Genomic DNA, 18318 nt, shown 5'->3' on the forward strand with positions numbered 1-18318 from the left:
ACCGGGTCGTGTCGACCGCCTACGGATCCGTTCACCGGATCGGACCGTTCGCCCACACCGCCATCCACCGGACCGGACTGCCCGCCCACCCCCTCGTCCACCGGGTCGTGCCGGCCGCCCGCGGATCCGTTCACCGGGCCGAGCCATCCGCTCACGACTCCGCCTGCCGGGCCATGCCGACGAAACGGGGCCGTGGGTCCTCCGGGATGTTGCGGTGCAGTACGTCCGACAGCGTCCGCGTTGTGGCGATGATGCGCATTCCGTGTGGGGAGAAGGTCGCGGCGTTGAACACCCGGGGCGCCAGCAGCGGGTTGGTCAGTGCCTGGGAGAAGGCGTCGATGGCGATGATCTTCGTCAGGAGCGGCGGCAGTATGGCGTCGGGGGCTCCCGGCTCCTCGGCGAACAGGCCGACGTACAGGTCGAGGTCGTCGACGCCGCGGTAGAGCTCGCGCAGCGCGCCGCTGATCCTCTCGTCGCCGGAGACCTGCTCGAACCCGCGTACCCGAGGGAAGCGGCAGTGCTCGCGGTAGCGGTTGTAGGGAGCCAGGTCCAGGACGCGTGACTCGGCGATGCTGGCCACGTCCACCTCCCGCAGGAGGGGGTCGGTGTTGAACAGGCCGATGCGTCCCGCGCGCTGGTGGGAGGCGTCCTCGAAGAGCCGGCCGAGCCCGGCTTCGGGAATCAGCGCGCCACCGACCAGGGTCCGCGCCATCGGCAGCTCTCGGCCGCCCACCACCAGCGTGGAGGGGATCAGGCCGTGCCAGCGGTAGACGAGGTTGAACTCCACCGAGGCCCAGTTCTCGCGGTACCAGGTCGCGCGGGCCAGCATCGTCGTCAGCCGCGGGTCGAGGGTGAAACGGAAGTGGTAGGGGGTGATGTGGTTGACGTACTCCTCGACCACCAGCTTGATGAGCAGCACGATGAGGATGTTGCGGGCCGTCTGGAACAGCCGCTCGTCGTCCCAGCGCGGATGGTGCTCGGCCAGCTCGCGGGCCACCCTGTTGTGCTCGCGCAGGAACAGCACCGTGAGCATGGTGAAGCCGATCTGGATGTTGCCGCGGTCGCTGCCGGTCGCGAACAGGGTGTCGCGCTGCGCCTCGGTGAGCTCGTCGAAGCGGATGACGCCCAGCGGGGCGAACTCCGGTTTGATCTTGCCGTTCTCGCAGAGGTGGGGCGGGAACTCGCCGCCGTCGATGATCTGGCTCTTCAGCAGCCCGCCGTCGAACGTGCGCAGGGCGGCGGTCACCGCCTCGCGCAGGCCGTAGACCTGGTTCAGGTCGATGTGGTGGTTGGAGGTGTTCTTACGGGGGTCGCGCGGCACGTTGACGTCGCCGCGCAGGAAGCCGTCGGTGAACCACTGGGCGAAGTAGGCGAACAGCACGGAGGAGCGGGGACAGGGGATCATCGTGTCGCCGCGGGCGAACAGGTCCGCGGCGCGCTCGGGGCTCGGCCGGCCGTTCTCGTCCCCGGGGACGGGCGGCAGGTGCCGGCCGCTGTAGGTGCGGTCGGTCAGCGAGGCCCACGAGGTGTAGTCGGCCATGGTGCTCAGCGGCTCGGGACGCGGGGGCATCTCGCGGACCGCGTGGTCGATCAGCGAGGCGTTGACGCGGCGCCGTACGGGCTCGACGGCCTGCACGAGGTCCCAGAACGGCTTCCCCCTGGTCAGGGCCAGGAATCTGAGCCGGTTGGCGGCCCCGTCGGTGGCGATGCTCCGCGCCCTGGACCCGCCCGCCGCCGTCACGCCCGTCCCCCCTCGAAACCCTCGGGACTCTCGGAACCCCCGGAGCCCCCGAAGCTCCCGGAACCTTCGGAGCCGAGGCCGAGGACGAACCGGTCGGGGAAGATCCCGTTGGAGCGGGTGACCTCCCCATCCGGCGGTGGGAGCAGGCGCACACCGGGACGCAGCAGCAGGCGGCGTACGGTTTCGCAGATGACGACCTTGGCGGGATGCACGCCGAGGCAGGCGTGGTGGCCGTGCCCGAAGAACAGCCGGTGGTGCTCGGGCCGGTCGGGACGGAACTCCTCCGGCTCCGTCACCACGTCGGCGTCGAACATCGCCGAGGCGGGCGCGGCGAGCACGAACGTACCGGCGGGGATCACGGTGCGGCGCGGGGTGCCGGCGCCCAGGACGTGGTCGCGCTCGCACAGCCGGGGGAGCAGCTTGAAGAACGGGTTGAAGCGCAGGGCCTCCCAGACGTAGCGGTCGAAGCGCGCGGGATCGGGGTCGGCGGCGGCCTCGACGGCCTCCGCCAGCACCTTCGGACGCAGCAGGAGTTGCTCGACCGCCTCGACCATGGCCCCGGGGCCGCTCTCCACGAACCCGAGGGGCAGCCCGGCCATGTTGATCAGGATGCGCTCGTCGTCGACGGCCACCTCTTCGGGCAGGACGGTGCCGACGAGACGGGCGAAGACGTCGTCCGGCGGGTCCTGCCCCATCCGTAGCGCGGCCCTGCGCTCGGCGAGCCGGTCGCGCAGGTAGGTCATCATCTCCGTGCCCGCGCGAACCGATGCCGTCTGGACCACCGGGTCACCGGAGAAGTTGGCGAACCCGTCGGTGATCATGGCTCTGGTCCACCGGGACAGCGTCTGCGGGTCGGGGCCGGGGAAGCCGAAGTATTTCGCGCACACGCCCAGCGCGACGCGGCGGAACAGTCCGTGGACCGCTTCGACGCGACCGTACGGCCAGGCCTCGTCGAGCGCCTTGTCGGCGATGCGCCCCACCAGCTCGCGCACACCGGCCGCGTCGTCGGGGGCGAGCATGACCCGCATCAGCCCCTTGTCCCGCCAGTTCATCGGGGTGGCGTCCCTGGAGAGCATGAACGGGCCGCCCAGCGCGGCCTCCAGGCGCGGGCCGAAGGCGCGGACCGTGAAGACCTCCTCCCGGGAGAGCACCTCGACGACGTCGGCGAAGCGGGTCACGACGGTGAAGGCGGGCGTGACGAAGATCGGCCGCCGCTCGCGGAGCTCGGCGAACAGGGCACGCCAGCCGGTGCGCATCCACTCGTGGACGAGGCCGAACGCCGCCATCGGATCGCGGGCCAGAACCTCGTCGTATCTCTCCAGATGGCCGCCGGTAGTCGCCTGGTCGACAGCACCCATGCCGTGGGCCCCTCCACATGTGAACGTAGCGAACATAGATCATCACTTTGCGTAGCCCACAATCTAGGCGCGCGATACACCGCCCCCCGATGGCTACCGTATGGATTGTTTTGACTCCTCTAGGTAATCATGATGTCACCCGCAGGCCACTGCCGTGACGTGAGAGCACAGCCGTTGAATGAGTGGCCAATTGTCTTCGCCGATCGCAGGGAGGCAGCGTGACCTCGTCGCCCGTCCCACAGCGGGACTCGGGCACGCTGCCGGGCACCGCGTCACGCACGGCACCGGACACGGCACCGGACACGGCAGTGAGCTCCACGTCCGGCGCGACGTCGGGCACCGCGTCGGAGGCTCCGCCGCCCCCGGTGCCGGACACGACAACGAGCACCGCATCGGGCACGGTGGAGACCACGACAACGAGCACCGCATCGGGCACGGTGGAGACGGAGACGATCACCGCCGGTCGCCGCACCGTCTACCTGGTCGTCCTCGTGGTGCTCCCCGTGCTGCTTCTGGCCCTGGCCGTGCCCGCCGCCTGGGGATGGGGCGTCGGCCCGCGAGATCTGGTCATCGCGGTCGTGATGTACCTCGTCAACATCTTCGGGATCGCCATCGGCTACCACCGGCTTCTCACCCACCGGTCCTTCAGGTGCCGCAGGCCGCTGCGCATCGCGCTCATGGTGGCCGGCGGCATGGCCGTCGAGGGTCCGGTCACTCTGTGGGCGGCCGAGCACCGCCGCCACCACAAGTACGCCGACCGCGACGGCGACCCGCACTCACCGTGGCGTTACGGCGACGGCGGCCCGGCGCTGCTGCGCGGCATGGCGCACGCCCACGTCGGCTGGTTCTACACCGCGCGCCGGCGCTCCAGCCGTGGGCACTGGGTCCCGGACCTGCTGGCCGATCCGGACGTGCGACGGTTCGACGCCGCCTACCCCGCCGTCGTGGCATTGTCGTTCGCGCTGCCCACGGCGGTGGGCGGGCTGTGGTCGATGTCATGGGCGGGCGCGTGGTCGGCCTTCTTCTGGGGCGGACTGGTCCGCTACGCCGTGGTGCACCACGTCACGTGGTCGGTGAACTCCATGGCGCACACCTTCGGCGAGCGCCCGTTCCGGACCAGGGACCGCTCCTCGAACGTGTGGTGGGTGGCACTGCTGACCCTCGGCGAGGGCTGGCACAACTGGCACCACGTGGAGCCGACCTGCGCCCGGCACGGGGTGCTCAGGGGGCAGCTCGACCCGAGCGCCCGGCTGATCCACTGGTTCGAGCGGGCGAACTGGGCGTACGGCGTGCACTGGCCCGACCCCGGCCGCCTGACCGCCCGCCGCGCCGACCGGGACGGCCCTGGCGGGTGATTCCCCGGTCGCGCCGATTCTCGGCAGGGCGACACCCGGGAGGCAGCACTCGGCATCGGGGACCTCACCTGGGAACGGCCGTCACACGGCACCACAGGCCAAGACCGTCGGAGAAACCGGCCATAAGGTCCTCCGGGGCCCATAAGAGCACCTTATGAAAAAACGTTGGCTCCTCACCTGCCGACGATCTGGGGCACTGTGAGGGAATCGGCCTCCCCTTCCCCCCAGAGGAGTCACTCCCTGTGAAACCAGACCGCGCGGCACCGGCCATCGCACTCATCACAACGGTCGTGCTGGGCGCCGGCCTGTACTGTGCCTCGTCGGCCACGGCCGCCCCCGCCGACCACTCCCGGGCGATCCGCACCACCACCCCCACCAGCCCTTTCCCCGCCTGGACGGTGTCGCGCGACTACAAGGTCGCCGACATGATCAGCTATGACGGCCACATCTACCAGTGCATTCAGGCGCACTCCTCCCTGGCAGGCTGGGAGCCGCCCGGTGTCCCCGCCCTGTGGCGAGCCCTGGGGTAACCGAGAAGGTTCACCGGGTCGAGCACCGCTCATCAGCGCCGATCCACCCCGCCCCACCGCCCGCCGTACCGGCGCCCAGATGACCGCGAACGCAGCGCCGGACAGTCACGGACGCGATATCAGACGACCACGAACACGATGCCGGATCACCACGAACACAGGCCCGACAGCCATGAGCACAGAGCCGGACAGCCGCGAACGCCGTGCCGGACGACCGTGAACAAGGCCGAATAGTCACGAACGTGGTGCTGGATGGTCATGAACGCGGTGAAGGTGGGTGATCGGCGCACTAGTCTCGCGGTCGTGACGACCAAGAACTCCCACTGCTCCTTCTGCGGCCAGGCCTTCGCCCCCGATCAGGCCTGGCCGCGCACCTGTTCCGGCTGCGGGAACACCGGCTATCTCAACCCGCTGCCGGTCGCGGTGATGGTGCTGCCGGTGGACGACGGCCTGCTGGTGATCCGCCGTGGCATCGAACCGCATCGCGGCGGGCTCGCCCTGCCCGGCGGCTTCATCGACATGGGCGAGTCCTGGCAGCAGGCGGCCGTCCGGGAGCTCCAGGAGGAGACGGGCATCGTCGTCGACGCCGACGACGTGCGGCTCTTCGACGTGCTCAGCGCCCCCGACGGCACCGTGCTGATCTTCGCCCTGGGGCCGAGGCTCGACGCGGCCTCTCTCCCGCCGTTCGCCCCCACCTCCGAGACGACGGAGTGGCTGGTGATCGACGGACCGCGCGAACTGGCCTTCCCGCTGCACACCCGGATCGCGGCGACGTACTTCGGCGCACGGTGACACGCGCCGACACGCGGCGCGCCGATCCCGTTCACAGCCGGTTGAACAGCAGTGCCCTGGACCGCACCGCACCTGCGGCGAGCTCGTAGCAGACGGAGATGACGCCGAGCACCTCGCGCGGACCGGCCAACCGGCCTTCGACGGTGCGGTCGCCGGTACGGGTGAAGGTGGGGATCATCGCACCGAGCTCGGCGGCCGCGGCGTTGGGCATGTCGATCTCCAGGTGCAGCTCGGCGGGGATCTCGACGGGCGGCAGGTCCGCCGCCGCCGCGACGGTCTCGGCGGTGGCGGCCCTGATGCGCTCACGCGCCACCGTCGGGGAGAGGCTGTCGGCGGAGTAGATCCCGTGGGCGGTCTTCACCTCCACGGTCCGCGCCGCGGGAAGCTGGGCCCGGACGGTGGCGCAGATGACGTCGTCCCCCGTGACCAGTCCCACGGGAACGCCGACCGCCGCGGCCTGCAACGCGTTGACCTCGGCCTCGGACACGGGACGGCCGTTGAGGCGGACCTCGGCGAAGTTCGAGGAGTAGGTGTGCGCGAGCACTCCGGGATCGCCCGCGGCGGCGTGGTAGCCGAGGAAGATCGCCACGTCGTGGTTCGCGCTGATCCCCTCGGCCATGCAGTCCAGCTTGGGCGAGCCGAAGATGAGCCGGGCCCGGGGGTCGAGCTCCTCGTGGATGAGGTTGTCCATGGTGCCGTGGCTGTCGTTGACCAGGACGCTGTCGGCACCCGCGTCGAAGGCGCCCGCGATGGCCGCGTTGGCCTCGGCGGTCATCAGCCGCTGCGCGGCCGGATACCCGTGGCCGCCCCGGACCACCTGGTCCATGGTGGCGATCCCGGCCACGCCCTCCATGTCGATCGACACGTAGACCTGCATGTGCGACGCTCCTCACGCTTCACGGCGACACCAAGGAACTTCACCAGCGACGCGCGTTCCCCGGCTATGTGCTCACGGCCAAGCTCCGTGGAGGTCTTTTGGGGTCTTCTCCCTTGCATGCTTCCGGACCGCCGCCCCATTGTTTTCGGCACGCGGGCTTCGGAGCACGGAACGGACCTCCCCCGGCCGTCCGGAGACGGGAGGCGGCCGGTGTTCGAGACCGGACGCGGTGACCGGGAAACCCCCGCCGGGGCGAGCACCGCTCACCGGCGCCGATCCGCCCCGTTCCACCCCTCACCGTACCGGCGCCCCGGAACACCACCGACACGGCGAGAAGGTACGGCCACCGCACCGCCCCGTTCAGAGCCAGGGGGTGAGGGTGGGAAGGGGGCCTCCGGAGGTGGTTCGCAGGGTTCCCGCGCCCCGTCCGGTCAGCCAGCGCGCCAGTTCTCCCGGCTCGCCGCGGACCTCCACCGGAGTGCCGGTGCCGGCGAGCGACCAGGCGCGTCCCGTGGTGCTCACCAGCGACAGGGCGGGGTCCTTCGCCTGACCGGAGCGCCTGGCGACGACGTCGGAGACCAGTTCCTCGCACAGATCGTCCGGCAGGTCGGCGAACGTGACCCCCGCCTCCAGGTCGACGGCGTGCACCGCGACCTCCCTGGTACGCATCCACGGGATCTCCGACGCCGGGACCGTACGGCCCTGCGCGGTGACCACCAAGGCGTCCCACTGCTCCCCGATGAGGGCGGCGAGATCGGCCGACAAGCACGCCGCGTTCTCCCTGACCATGCGGCGCAGCCGTTCCGGCGCCCAGGTGGCCCCCTCCTCGATCTCGGCGGACCGCTGCTCCGCCGAGCCGTACATGGGGGTCGGCTCACCCGTGCGCGCCCAGGAGACCAGCCGTCGCAGCGCGGCGGCGTTGAACCCCACGTGGGCCAGGAGATGGGCGCGCGACCAGCCCGGCAGCCGGGTGGGCGCGGCGAGGTCGGCGTCGCGGAGGCCGTCCAGGGCCCGGAGCAGGAGGTCCGTTCCCTCACGCGTCCACCGCGACGACAGCTCGACGGGCGGGGTCACGACTCTTCCGCGGCCGGGACGCGGGCGATGTTGTCCAGCCGCCCGATGCCGCCGATCTCGGTCACGAGGCGGGCGCCGTCGGCCAGGTACCGCTGCGGCTTGCGGGCGTGTCCCACTCCTCCGGGGGTGCCGGTGGCGATGACGTCGCCGGGCTGCAGCGTCAGGATGGTCGAGGCGTACCGGACCAGCGCGACCGGGTCGAAGACGAGGTCGTCGGTCTGGGCCTTCTGCACGGTCTCGCCGTCGAGCGAGCAGGTCATGGTGAGGGCGGGGCGCACGCCGCCGGGCAGTTCGTCGGGCGTGACCATGACCGGGCCGACGGGGGTGGTGCGCTCGAACGTCTTGCCCTGCAGCCACTGCGGCGAGCGGTACTGCCAGTCCCGCATGGTGACGTCGTTGAGCACGGTGAACCCGGCGATCGCCGCCGCGGCCTGCTCCTCGGTGGCGCGCCGTACGGTCTCGCCGATGACCAGGCCGAGCTCCGCCTCCCAGTCGACCGCGCCGGACTCGGGCGCGAGCTCGATGACGTCGGCGGCGCCGATGAGGGCCTCGGGGTACTTGGCGAAGAGGGTCGGGAACTCGGGGAGCTCGCGGCCCATCTCCAGGATGTGGTTGCGGTAGTTGAGCCCGACGCACAGGATCTTGCCGGGCCGGGGGACGACCGGGGCCAGGTCGGCGCCGTCGAGTCCGCTGTCGGCGCCGTCGGCGCCGTCCGCGATCTCGGCGTACTCCCGCCAGTCCGGCCGGGCCAGCAGGGCGCCGACGTCGGGCAGGCCGAGGTCGACGTAGCGGCCGTCGTCGAGCCGTACCGCGCGGGTGCCACCGGGGACGCGAAGTGTCGCGAGCCTCATCGGATATCTCCATCCTGCTGGGAGCGGGCCTGGTGCAGGCGCTCGAAGATCGGGGTGTCGCTGAAGCGGAAGAGGTCGAGGCCGGATTCGGCGCCGACGGTCAGCGGCTGCCAGGAGGGGACGACGAACAGGTCCCCGCTCTCGACGGTCCACTCCCGGTCGCCGACCGTCACCCGGCCGCGGCCCTCGAAGACCTGCCAGACCGACGATCCGACCTCCCTGCGCGTCGCGGTCAGCGCGCCCTCGCGCAGCCGGTGGAACTCGGCGCGGATCGTCGGCATGACGTCCCCGCCGGTCGTGGGGTTGGTGAAGCGCACGGCGGCGTGACCGGGCTCGACCACGCCGGGGTGTCCCTCGTCCTCCAGGGCGAGCTGGTCGGCGAGCGCGGCGTCGGTGTGCTCCCAGCGGTAGGCGGCGATCGGCGAGCTGGGGGTTTCGCCGAGCCGGGACAGGGGGCGCAGGCCCGGGTGGGCCCACAGCCGTTCGGACCTGGAGTGGTCCGGCGTCTCGTCGCTGGAGACCTGTTCGGGGCCGAACTCGAAGAACGCGCTGTCGGTGGCGTGGACGAACGGGATGTCCAGGCCGTCGAGCCAGGCCATCGGCCGGGTGGCGATGTTGTGGTGGCCGTGCCACTGCCAGCCGGGGGTGAGCAGGAGGTCTCCCCTGCGCATGGCCACCGGGTCGCCGTTCACGACCGTCCAGACGCCTTCGCCCTCGACGACGAACCGGAAGGCGTTCTGGGTGTGCCGGTGCTCGGGCGCCACCTCTCCCGGGCACAGGTACTGGATGGCCGCCCACAGGGTCGGGGTCGCGAACGGCCGCCCGCCCAGGCCGGGGTTGGCCAGGGCGATCGCCCGCCGTTCCCCGCCCCTGCCGACCGGGACCAGGTCACCGGCCCGCTCGGCGAGGGGCAGCATCGAGTTCCAGCGCCACATGTGCGGCACCGCCCTGGAGCGGGGGCTGCTCGGCATCAGGTCGCCGATCTCGGTCCAGAGCGGCACCAGCAGCTCCCGCTCGAAGTCCCGGTAGAGGGAGTCGAGCGCGGGTGTGTGCTCGGGCTGGCCGGGTCCCTGCCCCGCGGTGAGACGGACGATCCCCTCCGTACCGCCGAACCCCTGCGCGCCGCCGAGCTCCTCTGCTCTGTCGAGAGACATGTTCATGACTCCTTTGCCGGAGTGGCGGTCGAAGGGACGGCCGGGGTCACAGTCTGGGTCTCGGTCTGGGTCTCGGTCTGGGGCGCGGTCTGGGTCTCGGCCGGTTCCGCCGGGCAGCACAGACGCTTGCTCACCACGGCCAGGTGCGCGGTCATCGCCTCCCTGGCCCGTACCGCGTCGCCCGCGGCGATCGCGTCGTAGATCTCCTGGTGGGCGGCCAGGGCGCGCCGGGTCGCCTCGGGGTTCGTCCCGGTCGAGTAGTGCGCGTGGCGGGAGCGGGCGAGGGAGTGCAGCGAGGCCGCGATGGCGGGGTTGCCGCTGGCCATGCCCAGTGCCGCGTGGAAGCGCACCGACTCCTCGGTGAAGCGCTCGGGGGTGGACGCGGCCACCCGGGAGCCGTCGATGGCCCGCTTCAGCGCGGCCAGCCCCTCCGGCAGCCGCCGGAAGGCGGCCAGTTCGGCGGCGGCGGGTTCGAGGGCGCGCTGGGCCTCGATCAGCTCGCTGGGCGACAGGCCGTCCTCGTGCAGCCGCGCCGACAGGGCGTCGGCGAACGCCTCGACCCTGGCGGGGGTCCCCTGATCGTCGGGGTCAAGGCGCCGGTAGCCGCCCGCCCAGTACAGCAGCGGCCCGTTCTCCTCGGTCCCGCCCGGCACCGCCGTACCGTTCCCGGCGGTTCCTCCCGGCCCTGCCGTACCGTTCTCCGTACCGCCCGCGGCCACCACCTCACCGATCAGGATCTGGTGGTCCCCACCGGGGAGGATGGCGTGCAGCCGGGTGTCGAACCAGCTCAGGCAGGCGGAGACGACGGGGGCGCCGGTCCGCTCGGTGCGGGTGCCGACCCCGGGGAATGCGCCTTCGGCGCGGCCCCTGCCACGTGTGGAGAAGTACTGCGACACGTCCCGCTGGCCGCTCGCCAGCACGCTGACGGCGAAGCAGCCGGTCGCGTTCACCTCGTCCAGGAAGGGGCTGTGGGAGTTGATGGACACGGCCACCAGCAGCGGGTTCATGGAGAGCGAGACGAACGAGGTCGCGGTGATGCCGTAGAGGTGGTCGCCGTTGCGGGTCGTCACCACGGTGACGCCGGAGGCGAAACGACCGGCGGCGTGCCGGAAGGAGTCCGCGAGGGCGGCTGCGTCCGAGGCCACGTCCGAAGCCATGTCCGAGGCCACGTCCGAGGTCACGTTCGAAGCCGCGTCCGAGGCCGCGCCGGGTACGGCGTTCGCCCGCGCGTTCACGGCGCGCCTCCCGCCCGCTCGGCGGTCGCCGAAGCGGCTCCCGGCAGTTCGGCGACCAGCGGGTTCCCCAGGCCGCGGAACCCGTAGAGGTCCAGGGTGAGCTCCCCCTCCCGAAGACGCCGCATGAAGGCGTCCTCCTTGGCCACCCGCTGCCGGGCCGCCTCCAGGACGCCGTTCACGGACGCGGCGGGCAGGACGACGATCCCGTCCTCGTCCGCCACGACGAGGTCGCCCCGGTGGACGACCCGGCCGCGCATGATGACCGGGGACCCGATCGTGCCGGGCCACTCCTTGCCGGTCCCCCGGATCGCGATGTGCGTGCTGAAGGCCGGGAAGTCCAGGGCGCGCATGCGGTCGGTGTCGCGGACGCCGCCGTCGATCACCAGACCGGCCACGCCGCGCCGCTGCGCGGCCACCGCCAGGACCTCGCCCCAGTAGCCGAAGGGCGCGCCGCCCGCGTCCACCACGAGGATGTCACCCGGGCGGGCCGCTTCGAGCGCCCAGTGCAGGGGGAGGTTGTCCCCGGCCGCGGCCTGGACGGGCAGCGCCCGCCCCGCGAGCCGGGCCCCGGCCCAGGCGGGCCGGAAGGCGGGGTCGAGGTCGCAGCCCAGGCCGGACGCCTCGTAGAGCGTCGCCGACCCCATCTCCAGCACCTCGTCCACCGAGATGTCCACCGAGACGTCCACCGAGACATCCGCCGAGACATCCGCCGAGACGTCCACCGGGACGCCCGTGGGAACGCCCGCCGGGCCCGGCGCGGTCACGACTCGGCCTTTCGCTGCAGGTTGTGGTAGCCGTAGGCGGCGCGGGCCTCGGCGATGGACGATCCGGCCAGCGCCATGCGCAGGATGCCCTCCTCGCGCTCGGCGATCTCCGTGGCGACCGCGAGCACCTGCTCCTCGCAGTCCTGCGGGACGGCGACGACCCCGTCCTGGTCTCCGACGATCAGGTCGCCGGGGCGGACCTGCACGCCGCCGATGTTCACCGGCGCCTGCACCTCGGCGACCTCGACACGGTCCTTGCCGGTGCGCATGAACCGGCCCCGGCTGTAGATGGGGTAGGTGAGGTCGAGCGCCCGGTGGACGTCGCGGCAGACGCCGTCGATGACGGTCCCGGCGATGCCCCGGGTGTGCGCGACGGCGGTGAGGATGTCGCCCCAGACGGTGCAGTCGGTGCGGCCGTCGTTGTCGAGCACGACCACCCCTCCGGCGGGCACGTCGTCGAGGTAGTCGCCGACGGTTCCCGGCGGCGTGCTCGCCGACACGTAGCGGATGGTGTAGGCGCGGCCGGTCATCTTCTGTCCCGGTCCGAGCGGGGCGATGCCCAGCAGGCTGCCCGTACGGCCCAGCCGGTCCAGGGCGTCCGAGACGGTGGCCGTGGAGAAGGCCGCGAACTGTTCTTCGATGGTGCCGGTCTGTTCGATGCCGCCGGTCATGGGGCCGCCTCCGCGGTGATGGTCGGGAACTGTGAGTCGTGCATGACGTCGATGACGTCGCGGCCGGACCGTACGGCCCGCGCCATGTCGGCCTCGCGGGCCGCGATGCGCTCGGCGAGCTCCAGGACGCGCCCGATCTCGTGCCGGGCGACGAAGACGACGCCGTTGCGGTCGGCGATCACGAAGTCGCCGCTGACGACGCGGACCCCGCCGACCTGGATCGGCACGTCCATGGCCTCCTGGACGATGCGGCCCCTGGCGCTGACGGTCACGGCGGCGCGGGCGAACAGCGGCAGGTCGACGCCCTCGCAGTCCTGCACGTCCCGGCAGGCGCCGTCGACGATGACCCCGGCGACCCCGCGCTGCGCGGCGGCCTCGGCGAGCAGGCCGCCCCAGCAGGAGACGTCGGTGCGCCCGTGGTTGTCGATGACGACCACATCGTCGGGGTCGGCGACGGCCACGAGCGGGGTGGCGATGTGCGTGGCGGGCCCGGCCGCGGACTTGGGGGCCGCCTTGACGGTCCGGACGACACCGGCGACGACCCGGCCTGCGGCCCACATCGGCCGCAGGATGGTCACCGCCCCCGGCAGTCCGAGGGTGTCGAGGGCGTCGGAGATCGCACACGCGTCGAGGGCGCGCAGCCTGGCGACCTCGGCGGGCGCGGTACCCGTCTTCGCGACACCTGTCTCCGCGGCGGTGACCTCCGCGGCGCTGGCCTCCGGGGCGGGGGCCTCCGGGGCGGGGGTCTCGTTCGGGCTCATCGGCCGGACTCCTCGGTGGTGGGTGACCAGGTCACGAATCCCATGGCGTTGCCCGTACCGGCCTCGGTCCGGTAGCAGGGCTGGTAGTCGACGGAGCCGACGCTCAGCCCGGTCTCGGCGGCGATCCCGGCCACGACGATCCAGTTGCGCAGCTCGGAGCTGCCCGAGCGCATCTCGGAGGCGGGGACCGAGGCGAGGTAGTTCTCGTCGCCGGTCTCCAGGCCCTCGATGAAAGCCCGGTCGAGGTCCTCGTCGACGACGAAGTGCGACAGCCCGCCGGAGGCGACCACGCCGATGCGCAGGTCGTCGGGGAAGGAGGCGAGGGCGCGGCCGAGTGCCCGGCCGAAGTCGAGGCAGCGCCGCGCCGTGGGCGGGTTCGGCTCGTAGAAGGTGTTGACGAAGACCGGCACCATCGGCACCTTCGACGTCTCGCCCATGATCCGCTGGTAGATGAAGCCGTACCCGTGGGGGATGCCGTGGTTGCCGTACCGCCCGGCGGGCAGCGAGCGCGACGCGGCGACGTCGAAGCCCTCCTCGGCCGAGCGCTCGATCAGGTGCCGGGCCAGGCCCGCGTGGCAGGGACGGGTGACGGTGTCGACGGGCACGTCGCCCAGCGCCGCCTCGCCCAGGCCGGGCTGCATCGCGGCGATCTGCTCGGCGGTGAACGGCACGTGGTCGACGTCGTCCCCCCAGTAGACCGCGAAGGCGGGCAGCAGCTCGTCGTCGTAGACCTCTTTGTGGTCGCTGCTGACGATGACCAGCACGTCGATCGCCGCGTCGGCCAGGTGTCCCCCCAGGCGGTCCATCGCCCGCTGGCAGGCCGCCCAGCGGTTGTACTGGACGTCGGGCGCGCACTCGTGGGAGAAGTCCTCGCGCTCGGCCCTGAGCTCGTCGAAGGTGTAACGCCCGCCGCGGAACTCCAGCGTGGAGCTGCGGCGGTCGGCCTCGCCGCGCTCCGCCCAGCGGACCGGGGGCGTCTTCAGCTGTGGCCCGTGTGAGGTGCCGATGCCGGCTACGACGGTTGCCATCATCTGCCTTTCGTTCGGTGTGCGACCGGTCCGCCGTCAGAGGCGGAAGAGGTCGCTCGCGTTCTTGTTGAAGATCGCCTCGCGCTCGGCGTCGGTGAGCCAGTCGATGTCGTTGACCAGCAGGTGGATGTCGTCGAACCAGCGGCCGTTCTCCGGGTTGATCTGGGAGCCGGTGCCGGGCTTCTCGGTGCCGAACAGGCAGCGGTCGACGCCCACGACCTTGATGAGCAGCTCGATGGCCTCCTGGGTGTACAGGCAGGTGTCGAACCACAGGCGGCGCAGCTTCTCCAGGTACGGCGTGCCCCCGGCGCGGACGCCCGACGGCAGGAACCGGCCGACCTGGTACGGGATCGCCCCGCCGCCGTGCGAGACGACGATCTTCAGGTCGGGGAAGTCCTTCAGGACCTGCGAGGAGAGCAGGCTCCAGATCGCGACCGTCTCCTCCTGGATGAAGTGCAGGCTGTACGGCTCACGCGCCGGAGGCTTGCACCCCGCGGCGTGGATGAGCGCGGGCACGTCCAGCTCGCACAATGCCTCGTACACCGGGTACCAGTACCGCTCGCCGAGCGCGGGCGGCGTCGCCGTGCCCTCGTACGGGTCGGGGTTGAGCAGCGCGCCGACGAAGCCCAGCTCGGTGACGGTACGGCGCAGCTCCCCCGCCCACTCCGCCGGCCCCAGGTCCGGGCTCTGCGGCAGCCCCGCCACGCCCTTGAACCGGCCGGGGAACAGCTCGCAGGTGCGGTGGATGACGTTGTTCGTCTCCTCCGTGAACCACTGGACGATCTTGGCGGGCTGCTCGCTGTGCATCATCTGGTACGGGCGGGGCGAGATGAGCTGGACGTCCACCCCGGCGCCGTCGATGTGGTGGAAGTGGGAGACGTTCCCGAAGCTGGGGTGCGGCTCCACGTGCACGGCGCGGATCTGGTCGTCGCTGATGGACGGGCCCTTCCCGCCGTGCGCCCCGCGGTGGGACAGGAGGTTGGCCTTCCACGCGTACAGCTTCGCCGGAGCGGTCACGTGGCCGTGGACATCGATGATCATGACGTTCTTCCAGGGGTGCGGGCCCGCCCGGCCGCGGGTGCGGGCCGGGCGGGGAACGGTCGGGACGGGCGGTGGCCCGCCCGGACCGCGTGTCGGACAGACGGCGGCCAAACGGACGGGCGGCGGATCAGGCGGACGGCGGGTCGGCCGGGTCGGCCGGGCCGGCCGGGTCGGCCGGGCCGGCCGCGGATCAGGCGGACAGCGGCGAGGAGATGAACTCGGTGATGCGCCCGTCCACGGCGGCGCGGTCATAGGTCCGCAGCAGACGGGTACGGCCCGCGCCCGGGTCGCCCCGGTGCAGGTACTCGTAGAGCTCCTGACGGGAGCCGAAGCCGTCGCCGACCAGCTCCCAGGCGATGCGGAACAGCCGCGCCTTGCGGTCCACGTCGATGTCGTGGCCGCGCATGTACTTCTCCAGGAACGGCCGCAGCTCGGGGCTGGCCAGGTCGGCCTCGGTCGGCTGCATGATCAGCCCGGAGGCGCCGATGCGGCGGACGATCTCCACCACGCGCGCGGAGACGTCGGCCGACCAGAACCCCAGGCCGTAGCTGGGCGCGGGGGCGAGCAGCCCGCCGGGGGTGGGCTGCGCCGACATCTCGGCCCCCACGATGCCCAGGCGGAGCGTCTCGGCGTAGGAGATCAGCTCCCCGACGTTCTCCTGGATGCCGCGGAAGGCGTTGACCCCGATGCTCTCGGCGAGCATGGCGGCCACGGACACGAAGAGCTTCAGCCGCTCGTGGAAGCGGATGTGGGTGCTCTGCATGCTCCAGGCGTTGAGGCGGCTGAGCCCGCGCAGCGCGAGCATGCCGTCGCCGAGGAGGAAGAGCCGCTCCCACGGGATCTCGACGTCGTCGAAGAAGAGCATGGCGTCCTGCTCGTCGAAGCGACGGCCCAGCGGGTGGCTGTGGCCGTTGCCCCGGTCGCCGAGCGGCTCCCGGCACAGGATCTTCAGGCCCTTGGCGTTCATCGGCAGCGCGAACCAGATGACGAACTTCTCCGCGCCGCGCTGCGCGGTGACGGCGTTGAGGTAGACGAGGACCTCGTGGGAGAAGGGCGCGAGGGTGGCCAGCTGCTTGGCGCCGCGGATCACGACGCCCCGCTCGTTCTCCTCGACGACGCGCAGCGCGAGGTCGGGGTCGTCGAGGGGGCTGGCGCTGCGGTCGATCTGCGGGTCGCCGAGCGCGTGGGTGAGCACCAGGTCGTGCTCCATGGCGTAGCGGTGGTAGGCGACGGCGTTGGCGCCGAAGCCCGCCCGGCCCTTCTCCAGCTCGTCGCGGTAGTCGTGGAGGCCGACCACGACGTTGGCCATGAAGTCGGGCGAGCGGCCGAGCTGTCCCCAGCTCTCCCGCATCCACCACTCCGAGGCGGCGAACTTCGCCCGCAGCTCCTCGGGGGTGGTGGGCAGCGCGTACGACCGGCTCACCCGGTTGCCCGTCTCGGGGGAGACGAAGGTGTTGGTCTCCAGGGCCTCGGTGTCGGCCAGCCGCAGGTCGAACAGCCGCGCGAACTCGTCGACGGTGTCGCGGAAGGCGGGGTGCTCGGCGACGTTCTTCACCCGCTCGCCGGCCAGCCAGACCTCCCGTCCGTCGTTGAGGCTCTCGCGGTACCTGTCGCCGGTCATGACGCCGCGGGCGTTGGTGATGTCCACGGTTTCCTCCTCGTGGTTGTCTCGTGGTCGTCGGGATGTCGCACGTCAGCAACGTGCTGGGGCGGTGCGGGTCAGGAACGTGTGAGGGCGGTGTGGGAGAACCCGGCGACGGCCTGGTAGCCCTCGCTGAACCGCCGAATCTCCTCGGGGGTGATGACGTCGCCGACACGCTCGAACGGCCGGTCCCCGGTCCGCTCGTGGACCTCCCGCAGGATGGCGTCCGGCGGGTTGGTCCGGTTGGTCAGCACGACGCGGGAGGTGGCCGCCAGCCGCTCCGTCTCGTAGGCGCGCAGCGCCCGGTACGGGTCCCCGGCGTCGGCCAGGCGGGCGGCCAGGACGCGCGCGTCCAGGATGGACTGGGCGGCCCCGTTGGAACCGCGCGGCACCATCGGGTGCGCGGCGTCGCCCAGAAGGGTGACGCGGCCCTCGGTCCAGTGGTCCAGCGGGTCCTGGTCGACCATGGGGTACTCCAGCACCGCCTCCGCGGCCCGGATCATCGCCGGCACGTCGAGCCAGTCGAAGTGCCAGTCGGCGAAGGGGCCGATGAAGTCGTCGATCAGCCCGGGGCGGTTCCAGTCGCGGGAGTCGCTGATCGGGGCCTCGACCTCGGCCACCCAGTTGACCAGCTGGTCCCCGCGGTCGTTGACGTTGTCGCGGATCGGGTAGACGACCATCTTCCCGGTGGCCAGCCATCCGGCCCGGACCATGCTCGCGCCCGTGAGGAAGCGCGGCCAGACGGTCGTGCCGCGCCACATCATGTATCCCGTGTAGTGCGGGGGGACGTCGCCGTGGAACTGCTTGCGCACCACCGAGTGCACGCCGTCGGCGCCGACGACGACGTCTCCCCTGACGTCCGAGGTGGACCCGTCCGGGTGCTCGACGTGGACGGTGGCCGAGGTCTCGTCCTGGGTCACGCGGACGCCGCGGTGGCCGAGCAGTACGGCGTCGGGGCCGAGCCGGTCGCGGACGGCTCCGAGCAGCACCTGCTGCAGGTCCCCGCGGTGGATCGAGAACTGCGGCCACTCGTAGCCCGCGTACCGCCCGGCCGGTTCGGCGGCGATCAGCTGCCCGAAGCGGTTGAAGAACGCCGACTCCCGGGTGGTCACGGCGACGGCGGCGAGGTCCTCCTCCAGCCCGAGCCGCGACAGGTTCCTGGTGGCGTGCGGGAGCAGGTTGATGCCGACTCCGAGGGCGCCAAGGTTCGGGGCGGCCTCCAGCACCACGCACTCGATCCCCGAGCGGTGGAGTTCGAGCGCCAGGGTGAGACCTCCGATCCCGGCGCCGAGGATCGTGACCCTGGGCTTGGTCGCCATCTGCGACTCCTTCCTCTACTACGTGCTCTGCACGGGCTGGCCGCCCGCTTTCGTACGGCCCGGGCGCGGGCGGGCACACCGCCGTGAGGGCACGGCGGCATGGCCCGTCGGCGCCCGTGGCACCG

At 71.9% G+C, this 18318-nt stretch carries 17 protein-coding genes; 3 read left to right on the top strand and 14 right to left on the bottom strand.

The features are described 5' to 3' along the window. Positions 1-151 precede the first annotated feature (151 nt). Positions 152-1741 (bottom strand): peroxidase family protein, encoded by a 1590-nt coding sequence (locus tag AB0N02_RS26110; RefSeq protein WP_363951465.1) that lies wholly within the window; start codon positions 1739-1741, stop codon positions 152-154. Continuing rightward, on the bottom strand, positions 1738-3099 hold the full coding sequence (locus AB0N02_RS26115) for a cytochrome P450 (protein ID WP_363951468.1): 1362 nt from the start codon (positions 3097-3099) through the stop codon (positions 1738-1740). The genes AB0N02_RS26110 and AB0N02_RS26115 overlap by 4 nt, the downstream gene beginning before the upstream one ends. Before the next feature lie 218 nt (positions 3100-3317). On the opposite strand from AB0N02_RS26115, the gene AB0N02_RS26120 reads away from it, so the two are divergent. From AB0N02_RS26120 to AB0N02_RS26130, 3 genes are all read left to right on the top strand, one after another. After that, a complete protein-coding gene (locus AB0N02_RS26120) occupies positions 3318-4454 on the top strand; it encodes an acyl-CoA desaturase (RefSeq protein WP_363951471.1) in 1137 nt (378 codons plus the stop codon). 242 nt (positions 4455-4696) lie between these two features. Next, entirely contained in the window at positions 4697-4984 is a 288-nt protein-coding gene (locus AB0N02_RS26125) for a carbohydrate-binding protein (RefSeq protein WP_363951473.1), read from the top strand. A gap of 303 nt (positions 4985-5287) precedes the next feature. Beyond that, entirely contained in the window at positions 5288-5776 is a 489-nt protein-coding gene (locus AB0N02_RS26130; protein ID WP_363951476.1) for an NUDIX domain-containing protein, read from the top strand. Between the two features lie 31 nt (positions 5777-5807). On the opposite strand, the gene AB0N02_RS26135 is transcribed toward AB0N02_RS26130, so the two are convergent. The 12 genes from AB0N02_RS26135 to AB0N02_RS26190 form a co-directional block, all read right to left on the bottom strand. Next, positions 5808-6653 (bottom strand): M55 family metallopeptidase, encoded by an 846-nt coding sequence (locus tag AB0N02_RS26135; protein WP_363951479.1) that lies wholly within the window; start codon positions 6651-6653, stop codon positions 5808-5810. A 360-nt stretch (positions 6654-7013) separates the two neighbouring features. Next, positions 7014-7727, bottom strand: coding sequence for a maleylpyruvate isomerase family mycothiol-dependent enzyme (locus AB0N02_RS26140; RefSeq protein WP_363951481.1), 714 nt, complete (start codon positions 7725-7727; stop codon positions 7014-7016). Beyond that, positions 7724-8578 carry a fumarylacetoacetate hydrolase family protein gene (locus AB0N02_RS26145; protein WP_363951484.1) on the bottom strand — a complete coding sequence of 285 codons (855 nt, stop codon included), beginning with the start codon at positions 8576-8578 and terminating at the stop codon, positions 7724-7726. The genes AB0N02_RS26140 and AB0N02_RS26145 overlap by 4 nt, the downstream gene beginning before the upstream one ends. After that, positions 8575-9732, bottom strand: coding sequence for a cupin domain-containing protein (locus AB0N02_RS26150; protein WP_363951487.1), 1158 nt, complete (start codon positions 9730-9732; stop codon positions 8575-8577). The genes AB0N02_RS26145 and AB0N02_RS26150 overlap by 4 nt, the downstream gene beginning before the upstream one ends. 2 nt (positions 9733-9734) lie before the next feature. After that, entirely contained in the window at positions 9735-10967 is a 1233-nt protein-coding gene (locus AB0N02_RS26155) for a flavin reductase (RefSeq protein WP_363951490.1), read from the bottom strand. After that, positions 10964-11731 carry a 4-carboxy-4-hydroxy-2-oxoadipate aldolase/oxaloacetate decarboxylase gene (locus AB0N02_RS26160; protein ID WP_363951492.1) on the bottom strand — a complete coding sequence of 256 codons (768 nt, stop codon included), beginning with the start codon at positions 11729-11731 and terminating at the stop codon, positions 10964-10966. Before AB0N02_RS26160 ends, AB0N02_RS26155 begins: the two co-directional genes overlap by 4 nt. Beyond that, positions 11728-12402: an RraA family protein gene (locus AB0N02_RS26165; RefSeq protein WP_363951495.1), complete on the bottom strand. Its 675-nt coding sequence runs from the start codon at positions 12400-12402 to the stop codon at positions 11728-11730. Before AB0N02_RS26165 ends, AB0N02_RS26160 begins: the two co-directional genes overlap by 4 nt. Next, on the bottom strand, positions 12399-13163 hold the full coding sequence (locus tag AB0N02_RS26170; RefSeq protein ID WP_363951498.1) for a 4-carboxy-4-hydroxy-2-oxoadipate aldolase/oxaloacetate decarboxylase: 765 nt from the start codon (positions 13161-13163) through the stop codon (positions 12399-12401). The genes AB0N02_RS26165 and AB0N02_RS26170 overlap by 4 nt, the downstream gene beginning before the upstream one ends. Next, complete coding sequence (locus AB0N02_RS26175; RefSeq protein WP_363951501.1) at positions 13160-14191, bottom strand: hypothetical protein; 1032 nt, start codon at positions 14189-14191, stop codon at positions 13160-13162. Before AB0N02_RS26175 ends, AB0N02_RS26170 begins: the two co-directional genes overlap by 4 nt. A gap of 36 nt (positions 14192-14227) precedes the next feature. Further along, positions 14228-15232, bottom strand: a complete 1005-nt coding sequence (locus tag AB0N02_RS26180) for an amidohydrolase family protein (RefSeq protein ID WP_363951504.1) — start codon at positions 15230-15232, stop codon at positions 14228-14230. A 190-nt stretch (positions 15233-15422) separates the two neighbouring features. Continuing rightward, positions 15423-16880, bottom strand: coding sequence for a 4-hydroxyphenylacetate 3-hydroxylase N-terminal domain-containing protein (locus AB0N02_RS26185; protein ID WP_363951507.1), 1458 nt, complete (start codon positions 16878-16880; stop codon positions 15423-15425). 71 nt (positions 16881-16951) lie between these two features. Beyond that, complete coding sequence (locus tag AB0N02_RS26190) at positions 16952-18193, bottom strand: flavin-dependent oxidoreductase (RefSeq protein WP_363951509.1); 1242 nt, start codon at positions 18191-18193, stop codon at positions 16952-16954. Positions 18194-18318 lie beyond the last annotated feature (125 nt).

Source organism: Streptosporangium sp. NPDC051022, from assembly GCF_040683035.1.
GTDB lineage: Bacteria > Actinomycetota > Actinomycetes > Streptosporangiales > Streptosporangiaceae > Streptosporangium.

Bases quoted from the DNA above. Each gene is read 5' to 3' on its own strand.
- AB0N02_RS26190 (WP_363951509.1), bottom strand. From the start codon at position 18,193: ATGGCGACCAAGCCCAGGGTCACGATCCTCGGCGCCGGGATCGGAGGT.
- AB0N02_RS26145 (WP_363951484.1), bottom strand. From the start codon at position 8,578: ATGAGGCTCGCGACACTTCGCGTCCCCGGTGGCACCCGCGCGGTACGG.
- AB0N02_RS26150 (WP_363951487.1), bottom strand. From the start codon at position 9,732: ATGTCTCTCGACAGAGCAGAGGAGCTCGGCGGCGCGCAGGGGTTCGGC.
- AB0N02_RS26180 (WP_363951504.1), bottom strand. From the start codon at position 15,232: ATGATCATCGATGTCCACGGCCACGTGACCGCTCCGGCGAAGCTGTAC.
- AB0N02_RS26135 (WP_363951479.1), bottom strand. From the start codon at position 6,653: ATGCAGGTCTACGTGTCGATCGACATGGAGGGCGTGGCCGGGATCGCC.
- AB0N02_RS26170 (WP_363951498.1), bottom strand. From the start codon at position 13,163: ATGAGCCCGAACGAGACCCCCGCCCCGGAGGCCCCCGCCCCGGAGGCC.
- AB0N02_RS26175 (WP_363951501.1), bottom strand. From the start codon at position 14,191: ATGGCAACCGTCGTAGCCGGCATCGGCACCTCACACGGGCCACAGCTG.
- AB0N02_RS26115 (WP_363951468.1), bottom strand. From the start codon at position 3,099: ATGGGTGCTGTCGACCAGGCGACTACCGGCGGCCATCTGGAGAGATAC.
- AB0N02_RS26165 (WP_363951495.1), bottom strand. From the start codon at position 12,402: ATGACCGGCGGCATCGAACAGACCGGCACCATCGAAGAACAGTTCGCG.